General features: G+C 59.3%; 12 protein-coding genes. 10 read left to right on the forward strand and 2 right to left on the reverse strand.

Annotated features, from left to right (window positions below):
- The first annotated feature begins 547 nt into the window (after positions 1-547).
- From FFI16_RS06995 to FFI16_RS07005, 3 genes are all read left to right on the forward strand, one after another.
- The gene (locus FFI16_RS06995) at positions 548-1,858 is read left to right on the forward strand and encodes a hypothetical protein (RefSeq protein ID WP_138814670.1); all 1,311 of its coding nucleotides are present in this window, start codon (positions 548-550) and stop codon (positions 1,856-1,858) included.
- 89 nt (positions 1,859-1,947) lie between these two features.
- Entirely contained in the window at positions 1,948-2,946 is a 999-nt protein-coding gene (locus FFI16_RS30435; RefSeq protein ID WP_178112645.1) for a hypothetical protein, read from the forward strand.
- Positions 2,947-3,055: 109 nt separating this feature from the next.
- Positions 3,056-5,059, forward strand: coding sequence for a hypothetical protein (locus FFI16_RS07005; RefSeq protein WP_138814671.1), 2,004 nt, complete (start codon positions 3,056-3,058; stop codon positions 5,057-5,059).
- Here the strand turns inward: FFI16_RS07005 and FFI16_RS07010 are convergent.
- Together FFI16_RS07010 and FFI16_RS07015 are read right to left on the reverse strand one after the other, a co-directional pair.
- Positions 5,056-8,352 (reverse strand): EAL domain-containing protein, encoded by a 3,297-nt coding sequence (locus FFI16_RS07010; protein ID WP_138814672.1) that lies wholly within the window; start codon positions 8,350-8,352, stop codon positions 5,056-5,058. The two genes, FFI16_RS07005 and FFI16_RS07010, sit on opposite strands and share 4 nt — an antisense overlap.
- A gap of 67 nt (positions 8,353-8,419) precedes the next feature.
- On the reverse strand, positions 8,420-9,310 hold the full coding sequence (locus tag FFI16_RS07015; RefSeq protein ID WP_138814673.1) for a LysR family transcriptional regulator: 891 nt from the start codon (positions 9,308-9,310) through the stop codon (positions 8,420-8,422).
- Between the two features lie 140 nt (positions 9,311-9,450).
- Between FFI16_RS07015 and leuC the strand changes: the two genes are divergently transcribed.
- The 7 genes from leuC to FFI16_RS07050 all read left to right on the forward strand — a co-directional run bounded on the left by leuC (position 9,451) and on the right by FFI16_RS07050 (position 18,671).
- Entirely contained in the window at positions 9,451-10,869 is a 1,419-nt protein-coding gene (leuC, locus tag FFI16_RS07020) for a 3-isopropylmalate dehydratase large subunit (RefSeq protein WP_138814674.1), read from the forward strand.
- A gap of 10 nt (positions 10,870-10,879) precedes the next feature.
- Positions 10,880-11,524 (forward strand): 3-isopropylmalate dehydratase small subunit, encoded by a 645-nt coding sequence (gene leuD / locus FFI16_RS07025; protein WP_003234333.1) that lies wholly within the window; start codon positions 10,880-10,882, stop codon positions 11,522-11,524.
- A 145-nt stretch (positions 11,525-11,669) separates the two neighbouring features.
- A complete protein-coding gene (locus FFI16_RS07030; protein ID WP_138814675.1) occupies positions 11,670-12,434 on the forward strand; it encodes a class I SAM-dependent methyltransferase in 765 nt (254 codons plus the stop codon).
- A 53-nt stretch (positions 12,435-12,487) separates the two neighbouring features.
- Entirely contained in the window at positions 12,488-13,570 is a 1,083-nt protein-coding gene (leuB, locus tag FFI16_RS07035; protein ID WP_138814676.1) for a 3-isopropylmalate dehydrogenase, read from the forward strand.
- A 64-nt stretch (positions 13,571-13,634) separates the two neighbouring features.
- Positions 13,635-14,747 (forward strand): aspartate-semialdehyde dehydrogenase, encoded by a 1,113-nt coding sequence (gene asd / locus FFI16_RS07040; RefSeq protein WP_005789767.1) that lies wholly within the window; start codon positions 13,635-13,637, stop codon positions 14,745-14,747.
- 184 nt (positions 14,748-14,931) lie between these two features.
- A complete protein-coding gene (locus FFI16_RS07045; protein ID WP_138814677.1) occupies positions 14,932-15,942 on the forward strand; it encodes an aspartate-semialdehyde dehydrogenase in 1,011 nt (336 codons plus the stop codon).
- A 161-nt stretch (positions 15,943-16,103) separates the two neighbouring features.
- Positions 16,104-18,671 (forward strand): FimV/HubP family polar landmark protein, encoded by a 2,568-nt coding sequence (locus FFI16_RS07050; protein ID WP_138814678.1) that lies wholly within the window; start codon positions 16,104-16,106, stop codon positions 18,669-18,671.
- Positions 18,672-18,742 lie beyond the last annotated feature (71 nt).

Here is an 18,742-nt window from a genome sequence, read left to right on the forward strand (position 1 = left end):
GCAAAAATGCTCCGTATTGAAAGATACGGAGCATTTTTGCATTTAAAGGTGTTGCCGTGGCGGCTCATCAAGCTTGAGAGGTGGCGTTTTTTAGCCGTCTGAGGCTTTTTTGAATGTTGGAAAGTAACAGGCGCTGTCTACCGGCGTTCAGAAGTTACTACAGAGTTATTCTGGAAAGTTAGTTGCTTTTTTTCGCGCACCAAGTGTTGCGAAAGGTGTTTCGCTGAGTGCGGAATATCATGCGTTGTTGTTTTGTTGTTCTGTTAACTATGTCGATTAATTGCAGCTTGGCAGTTTATAAACGCGTGTTTCCGTAGTCCTGCGCGCAGGGGCGAGCGATGCCTCGGTTTTTCGTGAGTAACAACGGGGAAAAGTCCCAAAGATTGATTTGGTTTCCTTATATGAAGCGCGATTTTTGGAACTCAATAATCTCGAGCTCCACAAAAGTGGGGACTGTGAAGCAACGCGGTTGCTTGCAGCACTTAAAACAACTGTCGCTGTTCTGGGTGTTTAATTGCCAAGGCTGCGCTTAATTAGGAAATTGTTAATGTCTTTTTCGATCAATAACTCGCCCTTGTTCAAAAATGATGTGTTGCCCCTTGACTCGAAACCGTCAAAAGGTCCCGATGTCGGCACGACGCTTAGCATGTCCGGGGCTGGTTTTGGGCATACTCCATCCACCCCCAAAACTGAATTTTCCGCAACGCTGCAGCGCGACGGATTGAATAATGCCGGCGTGTTCACGAAGCTGTTTGATATGTTTGATCAACTTATCAGTGCCATGCGTGAGATGTTTTCGGGCAAAGCTGAAATCCCTAATCGATTGTCTCACACTGATAGCGCGGTCCTCGGCAAGCAGGACCCAGGCGTTCAGATCGTCGCGACGGCGTACACTCAACCGCAGGTGAAGGGCTCCTCTTCCGAGGTTCAATCGAAAAGCAAGCTGGAGGAACGCTCGCAGCAAAAGAACGCAGCTGTTGCAGGCACTCAATCCAAAGCGACATTGCAAACAGGCCAGTTGCTTGAGAACACCGGGCCTGTAGAAACTCAAGTGGAAAGCATGTTGGAAGAAGGCGCGCAGCCAAAAGAAGTACCCGTTGCAGGCGCTCAAACCAAAGAAAGGCTGCCAGTCGGTGTGTTGTCCAAGGTTATATCGGATGTCGCGAATCAACTGAAGAAGAAGTCGAGTGAGGATTCGCATCAAACAGAACCGCATGCCCCCAGGCTAAGTGTTTTACCTCGGGCACGTGAGCCCGGCATTAATGTGACAAGTGAATCAAACCCACAGATCAAAGTGGAGGTTAATGTCAACCACTGCCACTGCCCTGATACGCCGATTGAAGCCGGCAAGGACTCGCGTGTCATCGCCGGTGTGACGTCCAGGACTCACGTGCCTTTGCCGCCTGAAAGGCAAGTACCGACTGAGAGCGTGGAGGGACTTGTAAGGTCGCTCATCACTGGGGGCAAGGACGGTGAACACGTTATTGAGGGTAAGGAGAGTCATGTCGAGTCAGCCAAGACTGATGGCCAGGACGCTAAGCACGTTATTGAGGGTAAGGAGCGCAATGTCGAGTCAGCCAAGGCTGATGGCAAAGACGCTAAGCACGTTATTGAGGGTAAGGAGCGCCCTGTCGAGTCAGCCAAGACTGACGGCAAGGACGCTGAGCACGCTTCCGATGACCTTACTGCGCACACCCACCGTGATGAAGTCGCTGAGTCTGAAACCTCTGGCACGCGCGAGGCGACCTTGGAGGTAAGCGCCGGGACCAAGCGTGGTGTAACCAGCCCAGGCCCTGCTGAAAATGAGAATGATCGCTGGAACCAAGGCTTCTCCAACCGCTCCCGGCTGAGGAACTGACACCCGGCAGGGTGTTTTAACTTCGCCGATAACGCCGCGTTTCCCCGGGCCCAAGTTTCGGGGAGACGTTAGAAAACGTGGAGCAAGCCATGGTGCATTACCGAATTGATAACATCGCATACCCAGATGTGCGTCAGCTGCCAGGCATGGCTTTGCATGACGTTCCCAATGAGCGGGCGTCCTTTTACGCGCCAAGATATGCCGGTTTGCGGTCGAGCTCGATGCCGGTGCTCAGTGATAGGCCCGGGCACCCAAGAGCTGACAGCCTGGTGGACAGGGTTGCCGCATTCTTGGCGCGGTTGGCCAGTGGTCCCTCGCAGCAGAAGGCTAAGGTCTTTCCCGATGTGCCCCCACAACCCCAAGTGAATCCTCAGTCGGTGAGGCGTGCCGCGCCAGCTGACTCGACGCTCGTGGCAGCTTCCGCGCCTGCGCAGGGGTATGGAGGCGATGTCCCGGGCCTGTCCAATAAGCGAAATGGCGCAAAGCCTTTTAATATTTGGAGTGGATTCCGTCAGGGGCCAGGCGGTAACTGTGCCGCGGTAGCGACGATCAAGGCTGCCATGCACAAATTCGGTCAAAGCCCGACAGACATCTACCGCGAAGTCAGGCGGCTGGACGGTGGTTATCGGGTAACGATGCGCGACAATTACACGCTCACATTGACCGACCGAGAGTTGGCAGTCGCCACGCGCGCTTCGCAGTTCATCGGCGCCGATAAGGGCATGCTCAAGGATGCGCACTTTTTGTTTGCCGTCAGTGCCAAGCGTGCACACGAGGAAAACAACGACACAACGGCGGGTGAGAGCTTTGAAGCGGGTGTCGAAAGTTTGAATGATGGCGAGGATGAGGAACAACCTGGCGAGGGCTTCCTGCGGTTAGGGCTAGTTCACTACATGAAAAAAGTCAGCGTGCGTGAACTTGCCGAAGGTCGCCTGGGCGTGAGTAACCGGCGGGATCACTCGGTGGCGGTCATCAATGGCCGTGAAGAGACCTGGGGGCGGCCAGGGGCTGTGCCTTGGCAAGGGGAGGCTGTGGCACTCAAACACACGCCTTGCTGTCAACGCCTGGCCTCGCTCGGTGCCCAATGATCGGGCAATAAACGATCAGTGTTGGCGGTAACTTTCAAGTTATCGCAACGCATTATTTTAATCCCTCTTTTTAAAGTGTATTGATTGACTGACTGCAGGAGTCATCTGTGTGAACATTGCCGGGCTAAACCTCTCTTCGCTTTCAACACGCGCACATTCCCAGCCCTTTACAGGATCGGTCGCACACTCGATAGGCGTGAAATTGCTGGATGTTGTTAACGCATTCAATGCCCCACAAAGACGCTTTGGTGAGGACTACGATGCCAGTGCTCACGCTGCGGTTATCAAAATGATGATGGTCACGTTTGCTCAACGCCCTGCGGACTTGTTTGCGCAGGTCAAGCGTGCCGGGCAGGGGTATAAGGTCACGCTTAGAGATGGCAACACAGTGCAAGTCTCTGATCTCGAATTACAGCAAACAGCCGCCCACTCAAAGTTTGTTGGCAATGACACGGCGGCGATCAGTGATGCGAACTTTGCATTGTCTGTGTTTGTAAAACGTAAACAACAGTCCAGTCCCCACACAGGGGCACACCAGCGCTTTGAAACGGTGCTATCAGACAGCTTGCGCGGTGAGACCCCATTTAATCTACTGAAGGGTTTGGGCATGTCGGATCTGTTGCGCAAAGTCCCTGCGCAACACGTAAACGCCAACGGCGGCATCGGGGTCATGGAGACCCACACGTTTGGCGCTTGCCTGGTGTACAACGGCGTGGGGCATGATTATGGCCGCCAAAGGCCGATTGATCGCACTCACCTTTACGTGCTGGTCAAGGATCAGAACGCTGCTGTCGATGCGCCCGCGTACACACCCAAGCCTTCCGTCAGGGTTGCGACTGAAGTTAAACCAACCTTGAACGTCACTGCGCCAGTTGATCTGCCTGAGCGAAAGAGCGGCGCTAAGCCCACTGATATCTTGAGTGGGTTTGATGCCGTAGAGCGCAGTTTTGGTGAGCATTTTGATGTCAGCCATCACGCTGCCGTGATCAAAATGATGATGATGGAGTTTGGCCGACGCCCAACCGATGTATTTGAGAAGGTCACGCCGTCTGGGGATGGCTATGACATTACGATGAAAGACGGGTTTGAGGTTCACCTGTCGAATGCGCAATTGACGCGCACAGCGCAGGCCTCGCGTTTTGTCGGACAGGACCAAAGCATGGTGAGCAGCGCCAATTTTATGTTGGCGGCGTATATAAAGCGCAGGCAAATGATCAGCACGCCATCGGATGACCCTCAGCGTTTTGAGGCCGCTTTATCGCAGACACTGCGCTGGGACACGAGCTATCGGATCTTGAAGGGGATGGGCATGATTGGGTTCATGCGCATTGTCGAGCCGCAAAAAATGCAGGAGAAGGGTGCCGTTGCCGTGGTGGATGACTTTTCCGGTGCGCTGGTGCTGGATGGGATAAAACACCGTTACGGCCAACAAACGCCGGTGGCCAAGGAGTATGGCTATAGGCTCGACAGGCAGACGTCGCACCCGCCGGCATCAAGCCCTGGCAGCCAGCGCTGGACGCTCTCGAACATGCCGGTGGGGGCCAAGCCTGACAATATCTGGGGTGGGTTCTATCAAGGTTCTGAACTCAACTGCGTCACCGTCTCGGCGATCAAGGCGGCCATGATGAAGTATGGTCAAAACCCTCAAGGCATCTACTCGCGCATCACCGAGACAGCCCAGGGCTATACCGTGACCATGCGCGATTCATGCACGGTGCACCTGACCCATGATGAGTTGAAACAAGCACGCAAAGGCTCAAATTTTCACGGCGAGAATACCGGCCTTTTGAACGATGCGATTTTCTTGTACGCCGTGAGTGCCAAGCGGGCGCAAGTGGAGAATCATGATTTTGTGGCCGGGAAAAGTTTTGCGGCGGCCATGGGCTCGCTCAATGATAAAGAAACCTCAGGCGAAGCGCTTCGACGCCTCGGGTTGTTTGCCTTTACTTACAATAGCAGCGCACAAGAGTTGGCCAGTGGCGTTCCAGGCACCCTTGCCAATCATGACCACTCTGTAGGCGTTTTTGATGGGGTTATGGATTTTTATGGCTTAAAAATGAAACTGGCCGGGTCGGATTGGATGAAAGATGCGCAGGCATTAAAGCTGGTTTAAACCGCACCGCGATTCTGCACCATCAGTTGCTTGAACCCCTCGATCGGCAGCGGCCGACTGTGCAAATACCCCTGAAACAAATGGCACCCCAGCTTTTGCAGGAACGCCAGTTGTTCCGGGGTTTCCACACCCTCGGCAATCACGTCCAGATTGAGGCTGCGCGCCATGGCCACGATGGCGCGGATGATTTCCGCGTCGTTGGGGTCATGGGTGGCGTCGCGCACGAAGGACTGGTCGATCTTCAGCGCATCCACCGGCAGGCGCTTGAGGTAGGTCAGCGACGAATAGCCGGTGCCGAAGTCATCCATGGCAAAGCTCACGCCGAGTTTTTTCAGGCGGCGCATCTTCGCCACGGTGTCGTCCAGGTTCTGTATGACGATGCCTTCGGTGATTTCCAGCTTCAACAGGCTGCAAGGCAGGCGATGCTGTTTGAGGCTGCGTTCTACCCGCTCTACGAAGTCGTTCTGGCGAAACTGCCGGGGGCTGATATTCACGCACAGGCTGAAATTCAGCGGGTCTACCAGGCCATCGGCAATCAGCTGCGCAAAGGCGCCGCAGGCTTCATCGAGAATCCAGGTGCCAACCTCCAGGATCAGGCCGCTGTCTTCCAATACCTTGATAAATTCGGAGGGGGACTGCGCGCCCAATTGTGGGTGTTGCCAGCGCACCAGCGCCTCGGCGCCGACAATTTTGTTGCCGCGTGCATCCACTTGGGGCTGGTAATGCACGCTGAACTCACCGCGTGACAGTGCCAGGCGCAGGTCGGTCTCCATGCGCAGGCGCTCACTGGCGGTTTTCTGCATGCTGTTGTGGAACATCTGCGTGGTATTGCGCCCCGAGTCCTTGGCGCGATACAGCGCAATGTCGGCGCGCTTGAGCAGGTCGGCCGGTGTGGAGCCATGATCGGGTATAAGCGCCACGCCGATGCTCGGTGTGACCTGCAGGCGGTGGCCATCCAGGAACATCGGTTCCGAGAGCAGTTCGCGCAACGTGTCGGCCAATATTTGCACTTGGCCGCTGACCTCTGCCCGTGTGCCGTCCAGGCCACTGAGCAACACCACGAATTCATCACCCCCCAGGCGCGCCACGGTGTCTTCCAGGCGCACGCTGGCTTCCAGCCGTGCGGTGACGATTTTCAGTACGGTGTCACCCACCGGGTGGCCGAGGGAATCATTGATGTGCTTGAAGTGGTCAAGGTCGAGGAACAATAACGCGCCGCGCAGGTTATGGCGTTTGAGCAGGGCGATCTGCTGGCTGAGACGGTCCATCAGCAGCGCACGATTAGGCAGGTTGGTCAGTGGGTCGTGATAGGCCAGGTGGCGAATCTGCGCCTGGGCGTTTTTCAACAGGCTCACATCCCGTGCGGTCAACAACAGGCATGGGGTTTCATTAAGGGTTATTGGTTCGACCGACACCTCCACCGCCAACACTTCACCGCGCTTGTTGTGCCAGAGCATTTCCAGGTGATGAATGCGGCCCTTGATCTGCAGTTCGGCCAACAACGCCGCGCGCTGGTTTTCATCGGCCCAGATGCCGATCTGGTAGAGCGTGAGGCCGATAGCCTCTTCGGCGCGGTAGCCGGTGAGGCGGCAAAAACCGTCATTGACCTCGACATAACGGCCGGTGTCGCGTTCGGTGATCGAAATCGCATCGGGGCTGGAGTGAAAAGCCTTGGCGAACTTCTCTTCACTGGCCTTGAGCGCGGCCTCCGAGCGCTGTTGCTGGGTGATATCGCGCAACGTCGTGACAATGCAAGGTTGGTCTCCGACCTTGATCAACCGGCTGGAAATCACGCAGGTCAGGCTGTGGCCGTTCTGGTGATGCACCACCAGGGCCACATTGCTTAACGACTGTTCGCGAATCACCTGTTCAATGCGTTGCAGGCGCTGGCTTGAATCGTCCCACAGGCCGATCTGCTCGGCGCTGTTGCCGATCACTTCGGCGGCGGTCCAGCCAAACGTCTGGGTAAAGGCCGGGTTGATCTCGATAAACACGCCGCTGTCCAGGCAGGTTACGCAGATCGGGTCGGGGCTGGCCTGGAACAGGCTGGCGAATTTTTCTTCGGAGGCGGTCAGGCGTTGTTCGCGTTCAACCTGGTCGGTGATATCGAGCAAGGTGCCGGCCATGCGCAGTGGCTTGCCGGCGTCATCGCGGTACAGGCGTGCGCGGCTTTCCAGGTAGCGCGGGCTGCCGTCTTCCATTTCCACGCGGTAGGTCAACTGGTAGTTGCCGTCCGGGCCTTCGCGCAGGCTGCGGTAGGCATTGCGCATGCCCTCGCGGTCGGCATCGGACATGCCTTCAAAAAACGCATCGAAGGCTTCGTGGAAAGGCTCGGGTGGCAGGCCGTGCAGTTGCGCGGCGCGGGCCGAGCCGTAGAGCATGCCGGTGGGGATGTGCCAGTCCCAGGTGCCCAGTTGCGCGGAGTCCAGGGCCAGGTCGAGGCGCTCCTGGCTGTCCTTGAGGGCCTGCTCGGCGTTCTTGCGGTCGGTGGTGTCAAGAAAGGTGCTGATCAAATAAGCCTCGCCTTCAAGCTCGACCTTTTGCGCACTGAGGGTGCCATCGTGGATCTGGCCGTTGCTGGCGCAGAACTGCACGTCCATGGTGATGGGTTCGCCCTTGCGCTGGGTGGCCTTGACCAGCAGCGCGCGCTCCTCAGGGTGTCGCCACAGACCCAGCTCCAGGGTGGTGCGGCCGATGGCCTCGGCAACGGGCCAGCCAAAGTGAATTTCGAAGTACTGGTTGGCTTCGCTGATGCGGCCGTCAGATTGGCGGGTGAGCAGCACCATGTTGGGGCACAGGTGAAACAGCGTGGCGAAGCGTTTTTCGGAGTGCATGAGGGCATGTTCGCGCTCGCGCTGGCGAGTGGTCTCGCGGATGACCCCGATCATGCGGCGCCGGCCGGTTTTGTCCGGCGCCAGGCTGCCGTTGATTTCCAGCCAGTGATGGCTGCCATCCGGCCATTGGATGTGGTGGTGCATGGCCTGCTCGAACGGCTCGCCGGCCAGCACCGCATGAAACGCGCGCACCACCCGGGCGCGGTCCTGGGGCGCCAGCAGGTCGAGGTAGTCCAGGTCTTTGGGCAAGGGTTGCCGAGGGTCGTAGCCGAACAGCGCCTGGGTGCCGCGCGACCAACTGATCCTGCCGGTGTCGATTTCCCAGCACCACGCGCCAAGGCGGGCAGCATTGAGCGCTGCCAGCAATTGCGGAGCACTTTCCCAGCTTTGTTCCGCCTCTTGAGGGTCCAAGGCGTAAATGCGCGGCAGGGGCGGTACGGAATCGACGGGGTTGCGCATTATCAAAGGGCCTTGGCTCAATGGGCGTTCGGCGCGGGGTTATTCAGGCTCTATGGGCCGCACAGCTTCATGCCGGTATCCCTGGCAGATCGACCTGTGCATCCAATAGGCTCATGAAAGCCCGCGCAGCGTTCGACAGCGTCCTTTCGGTGTGCACGATATAGCCTAGCTGGCGACTGAGCTGTATGCCCGGCAAAGCGATACTTGCCACTTGATCATCGAGCATGGTGCGCGGTAACACGCTCCAGGCCAGGCCGATGGAGACCATCATCTTGATGGTTTCCAGGTAGTTGGTGCTCATCGCAATGTTGGGCGTCAGGCCTTGGGCCTCGAACAGCCGGCTGACGATATGGTGGGTAAAGGTGTTACCGCCGGGAAAAACCGCCGGGTGTTTGGCAATGTCGACCAGGTTGACCGTGCCGTTGCCGGTCAAGCTGTGTTCCGGCGCCACCACAAAATCCAGCGGGTCATCCCATACCGGCGTGGCGCGCACCAGATTGTGCGGGTCGGGCGCGAGGGTGATGACCGCCACTTCGGCGCGGCCATGCAGGATTTCTTCGTAGGCCACTTCCGAATCAAGGAACTGAATATCCAGTGCCACATTGGGATATTGCCGCGTGAAGGTGCGCAGAATCGGCGGCAGGCGGTGCAGGCCGATGTGGTGGCTGGTGGCCAATGTGAGCCGACCGCTGACTTCGCCGGTCAGGTTGGTCAGCGCCCGACGCGTATCGTCCAGCACATTCAGAATCTGATAAGCGCGTGGCAGCAGGGCACGCCCGGCTTCGGTCAGGCCGACTTCACGGCCCAGGCGATCGAACAGGCGCACCTTTAATTGTTGCTCCAGCCCGGCGATGCGTTTGCTGATGGCCGGCTGGGTCAGGTGCAGGCGTTCACCGGCGCCGGAGAAGCTGCCGGTCTCGGCGATGGCGATAAAGGCGTTGAGGTTGGCCAGGTCCATGGTTGTATTCCAGTTGGTAATCCAAAGCATAAAAAATATGAATTTGAGTTATTTAATGTAGCGCCATACCATCAGCCTCACAAGCCAAAGGGTTATTGAAAAGCCCGGCGTATAGATGCACCTGTGATGAGGACCGACTGATGGCCGGCAAAACGCTTTACGACAAGCTTTGGGATTCCCATGAAGTGAAACGGCGCGACGATGGCTCGTCGCTGATCTATATCGACCGTCACATCATCCATGAAGTGACCTCGCCGCAAGCGTTCGAAGGCCTGCGACTGGCCGGGCGCAAGCCTTGGCGCGTCGACTCGATCATCGCCACGCCGGACCACAACGTACCGACCACGCCGGAACGCAAGGGCGGGATCGAAGCCATTGCCGACCAAGTGTCGCGTTTGCAGGTGCAGACCCTCGACGATTACTGCGACGAATATGGCATCACCGAATTCAAGATGAATGACGTGCGTCAAGGCATCGTCCACGTGATCGGCCCGGAGCAGGGCGCCACCTTGCCGGGCATGACCGTGGTCTGTGGTGACTCCCATACCTCCACCCACGGTGCATTCGGCGCCTTGGCCCATGGCATCGGCACCTCGGAGGTGGAACATGTGTTCGCCACCCAGTGCCTGGTCGCTAAAAAGATGAAGAATATGTTGGTCAAAGTCGAAGGCACCTTGCCTTTCGGCGTGACCGCCAAAGACATCGTGCTGGCCGTGATCGGCAAGATCGGCACCGCCGGTGGTAACGGCCACGCCATCGAGTTCGCCGGCAGCGCGATTCGCGACCTGTCCATCGAAGGCCGCATGACCATCTGCAACATGTCCATCGAAGCCGGTGCCCGCGTGGGCATGGTGGCGGCGGACGAAAAAACCGTTGAATACGTCAAAGGTCGCCCATTCGCGCCCGCTGGTGCCGATTGGGATGCTGCAGTGGAAGCCTGGAAAGACCTGGTGTCCGACGCCGACGCGGTGTTCGACACCGTGGTCGAACTCGACGCTGCCCAGATCAAGCCGCAAGTCAGCTGGGGCACCTCGCCGGAAATGGTTCTGGCAGTAGACCAGAACGTACCGGACCCGGCCAAAGAAGCCGACCTGGTCAAGCGTGGCTCCATCGAGCGCGCCCTGAAGTACATGGGCTTGAAAGCCAACCAGGCGATCACCGACATCCAGTTGGACCGCGTGTTTATCGGCTCCTGCACCAACTCGCGGATCGAAGACCTGCGCGCTGCGGCGGTGATCGCCAAGGGCCGTAAAGTCGCCTCGACCATCAAACAAGCCATCGTGGTGCCGGGTTCAGGCCTGGTGAAGGCTCAGGCTGAAGCCGAAGGCCTGGACAAGATTTTCCTCGAAGCCGGTTTTGAATGGCGTGAGCCGGGCTGCTCGATGTGCCTGGCGATGAACCCGGACCGTTTGGAGTCGGGCGAGCATTGCGCGTCGACCTCCAACCGTAACTTCGAAGGGCGTCAGGGCGCCGGTGGGCGTACTCACCTGGTCAGCCCGGCCATGGCCGCTGCGGCTGCCGTCAACGGTCGTTTCATCGACGTTCGCGAATTGATCTGAGGAATACCCGATGAGAGCTTTTACCCAACACACCGGCCTTGTCGCCCCTTTGGATCGCGCCAACGTCGACACCGACCAGATCATCCCCAAGCAGTTCTTGAAGTCGATCAAGCGCACCGGTTTCGGCCCTAACCTGTTCGACGAGTGGCGCTACCTGGACGTGGGCTACGCCTACCAGGACAACTCCAAGCGCCCGCTGAACAAAGATTTCGTGCTCAACGCCGAGCGTTACCAAGGCGCCAGCGTGCTGCTGGCGCGGGAAAACTTCGGCTGCGGCTCCAGCCGTGAGCACGCACCGTGGGCCCTGGAAGAATATGGCTTTCGCAGCATCATCGCGCCGAGCTACGCCGACATCTTCTTCAACAACAGCTTCAAGAACGGCTTGCTGCCGATCATCTTGAGCGATGCCGAAGTGGATGAGTTGTTCAAGCAGGTGGAAGCGGATGTGGGCTACCAACTGACCGTTGACCTGGCCGCGCAAACCGTGACCCGCCCGGACGGCAAGGTGTATCACTTTGAGGTGGACGCGTTCCGTAAGCACTGCCTGATCAATGGCCTGGACGATATCGGCCTGACCTTGCAGGACGGCGATGCGATTGCCGCGTTTGAAGCCAAACACCGGGCGAGCCAGCCCTGGTTGTTTCGCGATGCCTGATTGGCGGTGACCGTGCGGGCCCCATCGCGGGCAAGCCCGACTCCCACATGGATCGGTGTTCTCCTGAAGAACTCGGTCAACTGTGGGAGCTGGCTTGCCTGCGATAGCGCCAGTACAACCACCCCAAAACCCAAGGAAAGCCACCATGACCACCACCGCCCACACCCAAGTCGTGCAAAAACAATTCGGCGAGCAAGCCTCAGCCTACCTGAGCAGTGCCGTGCACGCCCAAGGCACCGAATTCGCGCTGCTCCAGGCCGAACTGGCCGGGCAGGGCGCTGCACGACTGCTGGATTTGGGCTGTGGTGCCGGTCATGTCAGCTTCCATGTAGCGCCGCTGGTAAACGAAGTAGTGGCCTACGACCTGTCCCAACAGATGCTCGACGTGGTTGCCGCAGCTGCTTTAGATCGCAACCTGACCAACATCCGCACTGTACACGGCGCTGCCGAACGCCTGCCATTCGCCGACGGCGAGTTTGACTTCGTGTTCAGCCGCTACTCGGCCCATCACTGGAGCGACCTCGGCCTGGCCCTGCGCGAAGTGCGCCGCGTGCTCAAGCCGGGTGGCGTGGCAGCCTTCGTCGATGTCTTGTCACCGGGCAGCCCGCTGTTGGACACTTACCTGCAAACCGTTGAAGTGCTGCGCGACACCAGCCACGTGCGCGATTACTGCGCCGCCGAATGGATGCAACAGCTCAGCGAATCCGGCTTGCATGTGCGCACCAGCAGCCGTCAGCGCCTGCGCCTGGAATACACCTCGTGGGTGGAGCGCATGCGTACGCCAGAGGTATTGCGCGCCGCGATCCTTGCGCTGCAGCAGGCGATGGGCCAGGAAGTGCGCGATTATTACGAGATTCAAGCCGACGGCACCTTCAGCACCGACGTGCTGGTGGTTTTCGCTGAACGCTGATTGATTTTTCCCGACCTGCCCATGGGCGGGTCGCTTGATGAAATGAGGAACGCATGAGCAAGCAGATTCTGATTCTCCCTGGCGACGGCATTGGTCCGGAAATCATGGCCGAAGCGGTCAAGGTCCTGGAACTCGCCAACAGCAAGTACAACCTGGGCTTTGAACTGAGCCACGACGTGATCGGCGGCGCGGCCATCGACAAGCACGGCGTGCCGCTGGCCGACGAAACCCTGGACCGCGCCCGTGCGGCTGACGCCGTGCTGCTCGGCGCCGTGGGTGGCCCGAAATGGGACAAGATCGAGCGTGACATCCGCCCGGAACGCGGCCTGCTTAAAATCCGCGCGCAACTGGGCCTGTTCGGCAACCTGCGCCCGGCCATCCTCTACCCGCAACTGGCCGACGCGTCGAGCCTCAAGCCGGAAGTGGTGGCGGGCCTGGACATCCTGATCGTGCGTGAACTGACCGGCGGTATCTATTTCGGCTCGCCACGCGGCGTGCGCGAGTTGGAAAATGGCGAACGCCAGGCCTACGACACCCTGCCGTACAGCGAGAGCGAAATCCGCCGTATCGCCCGTGTCGGTTTCGACATGGCCCGCGTGCGCGGCAAAAAGGTCTGCTCGGTGGATAAAGCCAACGTACTGGCCTCCAGCCAACTGTGGCGCGAAATCGTCGAGGAAGTGGCCAAGGACTACCCGGACGTCGAACTGAGCCACATGTACGTCGACAACGCCGCCATGCAGCTGGTGCGTGCGCCCAAGCAGTTTGATGTGATCGTTACCGACAACCTGTTCGGCGACATCCTGTCCGACCAGGCCTCGATGCTCACCGGCTCCATCGGCATGCTGCCGTCGGCGTCCCTGGACACCAACAATAAAGGCATGTACGAGCCGTGCCACGGTTCGGCGCCGGACATCGCCGGGCAAGGCATTGCCAACCCATTGGCGACCATTTTGTCGGTGTCGATGATGCTGCGTTACAGCTTCAACCTGAGCGAAGCAGCGGATGCCATCGAGAAGGCCGTCAGCCTGGTGCTGGATCAAGGTTTGCGCACCGGTGACATTTGGTCACAGGGTTGCACCAAGGTTGGGACGCAAGAAATGGGCGACGCAGTAGTCGCCGCGCTGCGGAATCTGTAATCTCTCGGGCCCGCTTGCAGTTGTTGCTGCAAGGCGGCCCACTTTTTAACAAGGTGTAGTTGCGATGAAACGTGTAGGTCTGATCGGTTGGCGCGGTATGGTCGGTTCCGTGCTCATGCAGCGGATGCTGGAAGAGCAGGATTTCGATCTTATTGAGCCGGTGTTTTTCACCACTTCGAACGTAGGTGGCCAAGGGCCGTCCGTGGGCAAGGATATCGCCCCGCTCAAGGACGCCTACAGCATTGAAGAGCTGAAAACCCTCGACGTGATTCTGACCTGCCAGGGTGGCGATTACACCAGCGAAGTCTTCCCCAAGCTGCGCGAAGCCGGCTGGCAGGGCTACTGGATCGACGCCGCCTCGAGCCTGCGCATGCAGGACGACGCGGTGATCATCCTCGACCCGGTGAACCGCAAGGTCATCGACCAGCAGTTGGATGCCGGCACCAAGAACTACGTCGGCGGCAACTGCACCGTCAGCCTGATGCTGATGGGCCTGGGCGGCTTGTTCGAAGCCGGCCTGGTTGAGTGGATGAGCGCCATGACTTATCAGGCGGCGTCCGGCGCCGGCGCGCAGAACATGCGCGAACTGATCAAGCAGATGGGCGCGACCCACGCCGCTGTCGCCGATCAACTGGCCGACCCTGCCAGCGCGATCCTCGACATCGACCGCCGTGTGGCCGAAGCCATGCGCAGTGATGCTTACCCGACCGAAAACTTCGGTGTGCCATTGGCCGGCAGCCTGATCCCTTGGATCGACAAGGAACTGCCGAACGGCCAGAGCCGCGAAGAGTGGAAGGCCCAGGCCGAAACCAACAAGATTCTGGGTCGCTTCAAGAACCCGATTCCGGTGGACGGCATCTGCGTGCGCATTGGCGCCATGCGCTGCCACAGCCAGGCGTTGACCATCAAGCTGAACAAAGACGTGCCGATCGCCGATATCGAAGGGCTGATCAGCCAGCACAACCCATGGGTCAAGCTGGTGCCGAACAACCGCGATATCAGCATGCAGGAGCTGAGCCCGACCAAGGTCACCGGCACCCTGAATGTACCGGTGGGCCGTCTGCGCAAGCTGAACATGGGCAGCCAATTCCTTGGTGCTTTCACCGTTGGCGACCAATTGCTGTGGGGCGCGGCCGAGCCGCTGCGTCGCATGCTGCGGATTTTGCTCGAGCGTTGATCGCTGCTGGTAATGACAAACCCGCGCTCTGGTGACAGGCGCGGGTTTTTTATTACGCGATCAATGTGGGAGCTGGCTTCCCTGCGATGAGGCCATCAGCCTCACCACAAAGGCCAGCTTAATTGCCTCACCCCCGGCCACCCGGTAAAGTGCCGCTCCCCCCGCAATGCCCGAGGCAGCCCCCATGACCCAGACCTTTGAAATCGCCGTGATCGGCGCCACCGGCACCGTCGGTGAAACCCTGGTGCAGATTCTCGAAGAGCTGGATTTTCCGGTGGGCACCCTGTATCTGCTGGCCGGCAGCAATTCGGCCGGCGCGTCCGTGCCGTTTCGCGGCAAGAATGTGCGGGTCAGGGAAGTCGATGAGTTCGATTTCAAAAAAGCGCAGCTTGCCTTCTTTGCGGCCGGCCCGGCCGTTACCTTGAGCTTTGCCCCACGCGCCACCGCTGCTGGCTGTGCGGTGATCGACCTGTCTGGCGCATTGCCCGCTGAACAGGCGCCTCACGTGGTGCCGGAAGCCAATGCCCATGTCCTGAACAGCTTGAAAAAGCCCTTCCAACTGAGCAGCCCAAGCCCATCGGCGACCAACTTGGCCGTGGTGCTGGCGCCGCTGCGTGAATTGTTGGAAATCCAGCGTATCAGCGTCACCGCCAACCTGGCGGTATCCGCCCAGGGCCGTGAAGCCGTCAGCGAGTTGGCGCGACAGACCGCCGAACTGCTGAACGTGCGCCCACTGGAGCCCAAGTTTTTTGACCGGCAGATGGCCTTCAATCTGTTGGCACAAGTCGGCACGCCAGATGCGAAAGGTCATACAGCTTTGGAGAAACGTCTCGTATACGAGCTGCGCGCAGTGCTGGAAACTCCATTGCTGAAGATTTCTGCAACCTGCGTTCAAGCCCCGGTGTTTTTTGGCGATAGCCTGACGGTGTCGCTGCAATTGGGCGCGCCGGTCGACCTGGCAGCGGTGAACCGTGCATTGGAAGCGGCGCCGGGCATTGAGCTGGTCGAAGAGGGCGATTACCCCACGGCTGTGGGCGATGCGGTCGGCCAGGATGTGGTCTACGTCGGCCGTGTGCGTGCGGGTGTGGACGACCCGGCGGAACTAAATCTGTGGCTGACGTCAGATAACGTACGCAAGGGCGCGGCACTCAACGCCGTACAGCTGGCGCAGTTGTTGATAAAAGGCCTTGTGTAAAAGATACTTGGCGGCAATTTGTAGATTGATTCTAGCCAGGCGCTATGCTTGGCCCCAAGCGGTAAAGAAGCGCGTCGGTAACCTATCGGCTCGCCATGCCTTTTGGCAGCGGTTACCAACCTTCTCGCAGGCCGGGGAGTGTTCAGACAAAGGATGAGGCTATGGTTCAAGTTCGCAAACTGGTGTTAGCAATAGCGGCCGCCTCGGCGCTGTCCTCCGGTATGGCGCAGGCGCTGCAACTTGGGGAGATGACCCTCAAGTCGAAGCTGAACCAGCCGTTGTCGGTGGAAATCGAATTGCTCGACGTGGGCGGCCTCACGGCTTCGGAGATCACTCCCAGCCTGGCTTCTGACCAGGCGTTTGTCGATGCAGGCGTGGACCGCCAGGCGTTCCTCAATGACCTGACGTTTACCCCGGTGGTCAACCCCAGCGGCCGCAGTGTGGTGCGCGTCACCTCCAGCAAGCCGTTGCCCGATTCCTACGTACGTTTCCTGCTGCAGGTGCAGTGGCCCAATGGCCGCTTGATGCGCGACTACAGTGTGTTGCTCGACCCGGCCAAGTTCGAGCAGTCGGCGCCGACCGCCAGCACGCCCGCACCGCGCTTGAGCGCACCGACCACCACGGCGCCCGCCACCACAGCGAAGACCGTTAGCAAATCCGCCCAGCACACCACGACCTCTCACGACACCTTGTGGGAAATTGCCGAAAAGAATCGTAATGGTGCGTCGGTGCAGCAAACCATGCTGGCCATCCAGGCGCTTAACCCTGACGCCTTTGTCGACGGCAACATCAATCGCCTGAAAACCGGCCAGGTCCTGCGCCTGCCGGACCGTCAGCAAGCCACCAGCTTGCCGCAGCCCGAGGCGATTGCCGAAGTGACCGCGCAAAATGCTGCCTGGCGCGAAGGCCGTCGCGCAGCCAGTAATCCAGTAGCAGGCAAGCAACAGCTGGACGCGACCAAACGCACCCAGGCCGGTAATGCACCGTCGAGCACCACGGCCAAGGACAATTTGAGCCTGGTATCGGCGGAGTCAGCCAAAAAAGGCGCGAAGGGCAAGGCCGGTGATAGCCGAGCGGTGAGCGACAAACTGGCGATGACCCAGGAACAGTTGGACACCACCCGGCGCGACAATGAGGAGCTGAAAAGCCGTGCGGCGGACCTGCAAAGCCAGCTGGACAAGCTGCAAAAGCTCATTCAACTGAAAAACGATCAACTCGCCAGGTTGCAGGCCGGCAACCCTGAGCCGGCGGCACAGGCGACAGCGGCGATGCCCGCTCAATTGGCGGCTGAACCTGCGGCCACGCCAGCACCGGCTGAGGCCGCGCCCGTTGCTGCAGCGCCAGCGCCTGAGCCGATCAAGCCAGAAGCGGCGCCTGCCACCAGCGAAGGCAAGTTCAACGAACTGCTGACCAACCCGGTCGTCCTCAGTGTAATCGGCGGCGCGGCTGGCTTGCTGGTGTTGTTGCTTCTGCTGCTGTGGGCGCGCCATCGCAATGCGCGCCTCGAAGAGGAAAAGCACCTGCGCATGGCGCGCGCCCTGGCCGAAGAGCCAGCCTTTACGCCCAATGTGGATCACGACCTGCCACCGGACAGCTTCGAAGGCCTCGAAGTGGTAGCGCCGAACGTTAAATTGGCCGCCGCGCCAGCGCCGGCAGCCGTGGTTGAACCGGTGGTGGTGCCCTCGGTTGCCTCCGTACTGGCGCCGTTGGCTGTTGCGGTTGCCCCGGAAAACTCCAGTGATGCACTGGCGCAGGCTCAATCCCATATCGACCGTGGCCACCTTAACCAGGCCGCCGATGTGCTGGAGCAAGCCATCAAGCGCGAACCCAAGCGCAGCGACCTGCGCTTGAAGTTGATGGAAGTCTATGGCCTGCATGGCAACAAGGACGGTTTCGTCACTCAGGAGCGTCAACTGGTGGCCAATGGTGAAAACCATGCCCAGGTCGAGCAGCTGAAAAACCGCTTCCCGGCCATGGCCGTATTGGCAGCGGGTGTCAGTGCTGCGGTGGCGGCGGCGGCCCTGGATGCTCAGTACGTCAAGGATTTGCTCGAAGACAAGCCCGCGGCGCCTGCCCCGGAGCCTGACGCCTTCGACACCGATTTCGACCTCAGCCTCGATGACCTGGAAGCGGCGTCACCCGCCGTAGTCAGCCCGAAAGACGAACCGAGCTTTGAGTCGCTGCTGCAACAGCAGACTGAATCCAAGGCCAGCGCGGATGACCTGTCGGACTTCGACCTGGATTTGCAGCTCGAAGCGCCGTCTTCGCAGGCCGATGATGACTTCCTGTCGGGTCTGGAAGATCAAATGAAGGACGTGCCGGCTGTCGAGCCGCCGACCTTGGCACCCACTGCGCTGGACGATTTTGACCTGCCGGAAGATTTCGACCTGTCTCTGGCCGATGAGCCACAAGCCCCGGCCGCTGCCAAGCCCGATGCATTCGCCTCGGAGCTCGATGACGTCAACGCAGAACTCGATCGCCTGTCCCAGAGCCTCGAGCATCCGCCAATCGAACATTCCTTCACCGCAGAAGATGCTGCGTTGGGCGCCGATGAGCCGGAATTCGACTTCCTTTCCGGCACCGATGAAGTCGCCACCAAGCTGGACTTGGCCCAGGCCTACATCGACATGGGCGATGCGGAAGGCGCAAGGGACATCCTGAAAGAAGTGCTGACCGAGGGCAGTGAAGAACAGCGCGGTGAAGCCAAGGAAATGCTCGGCAAAATCTAACAATTGATACAAAACCCTTGTGGGAGCGGGCTTGCTCGCGAAAGCGGTGTACCAGTTGACGAATTCATCGA

Source organism: Pseudomonas sp. KBS0710 (assembly GCF_005938045.2).
GTDB lineage: Bacteria > Pseudomonadota > Gammaproteobacteria > Pseudomonadales > Pseudomonadaceae > Aquipseudomonas.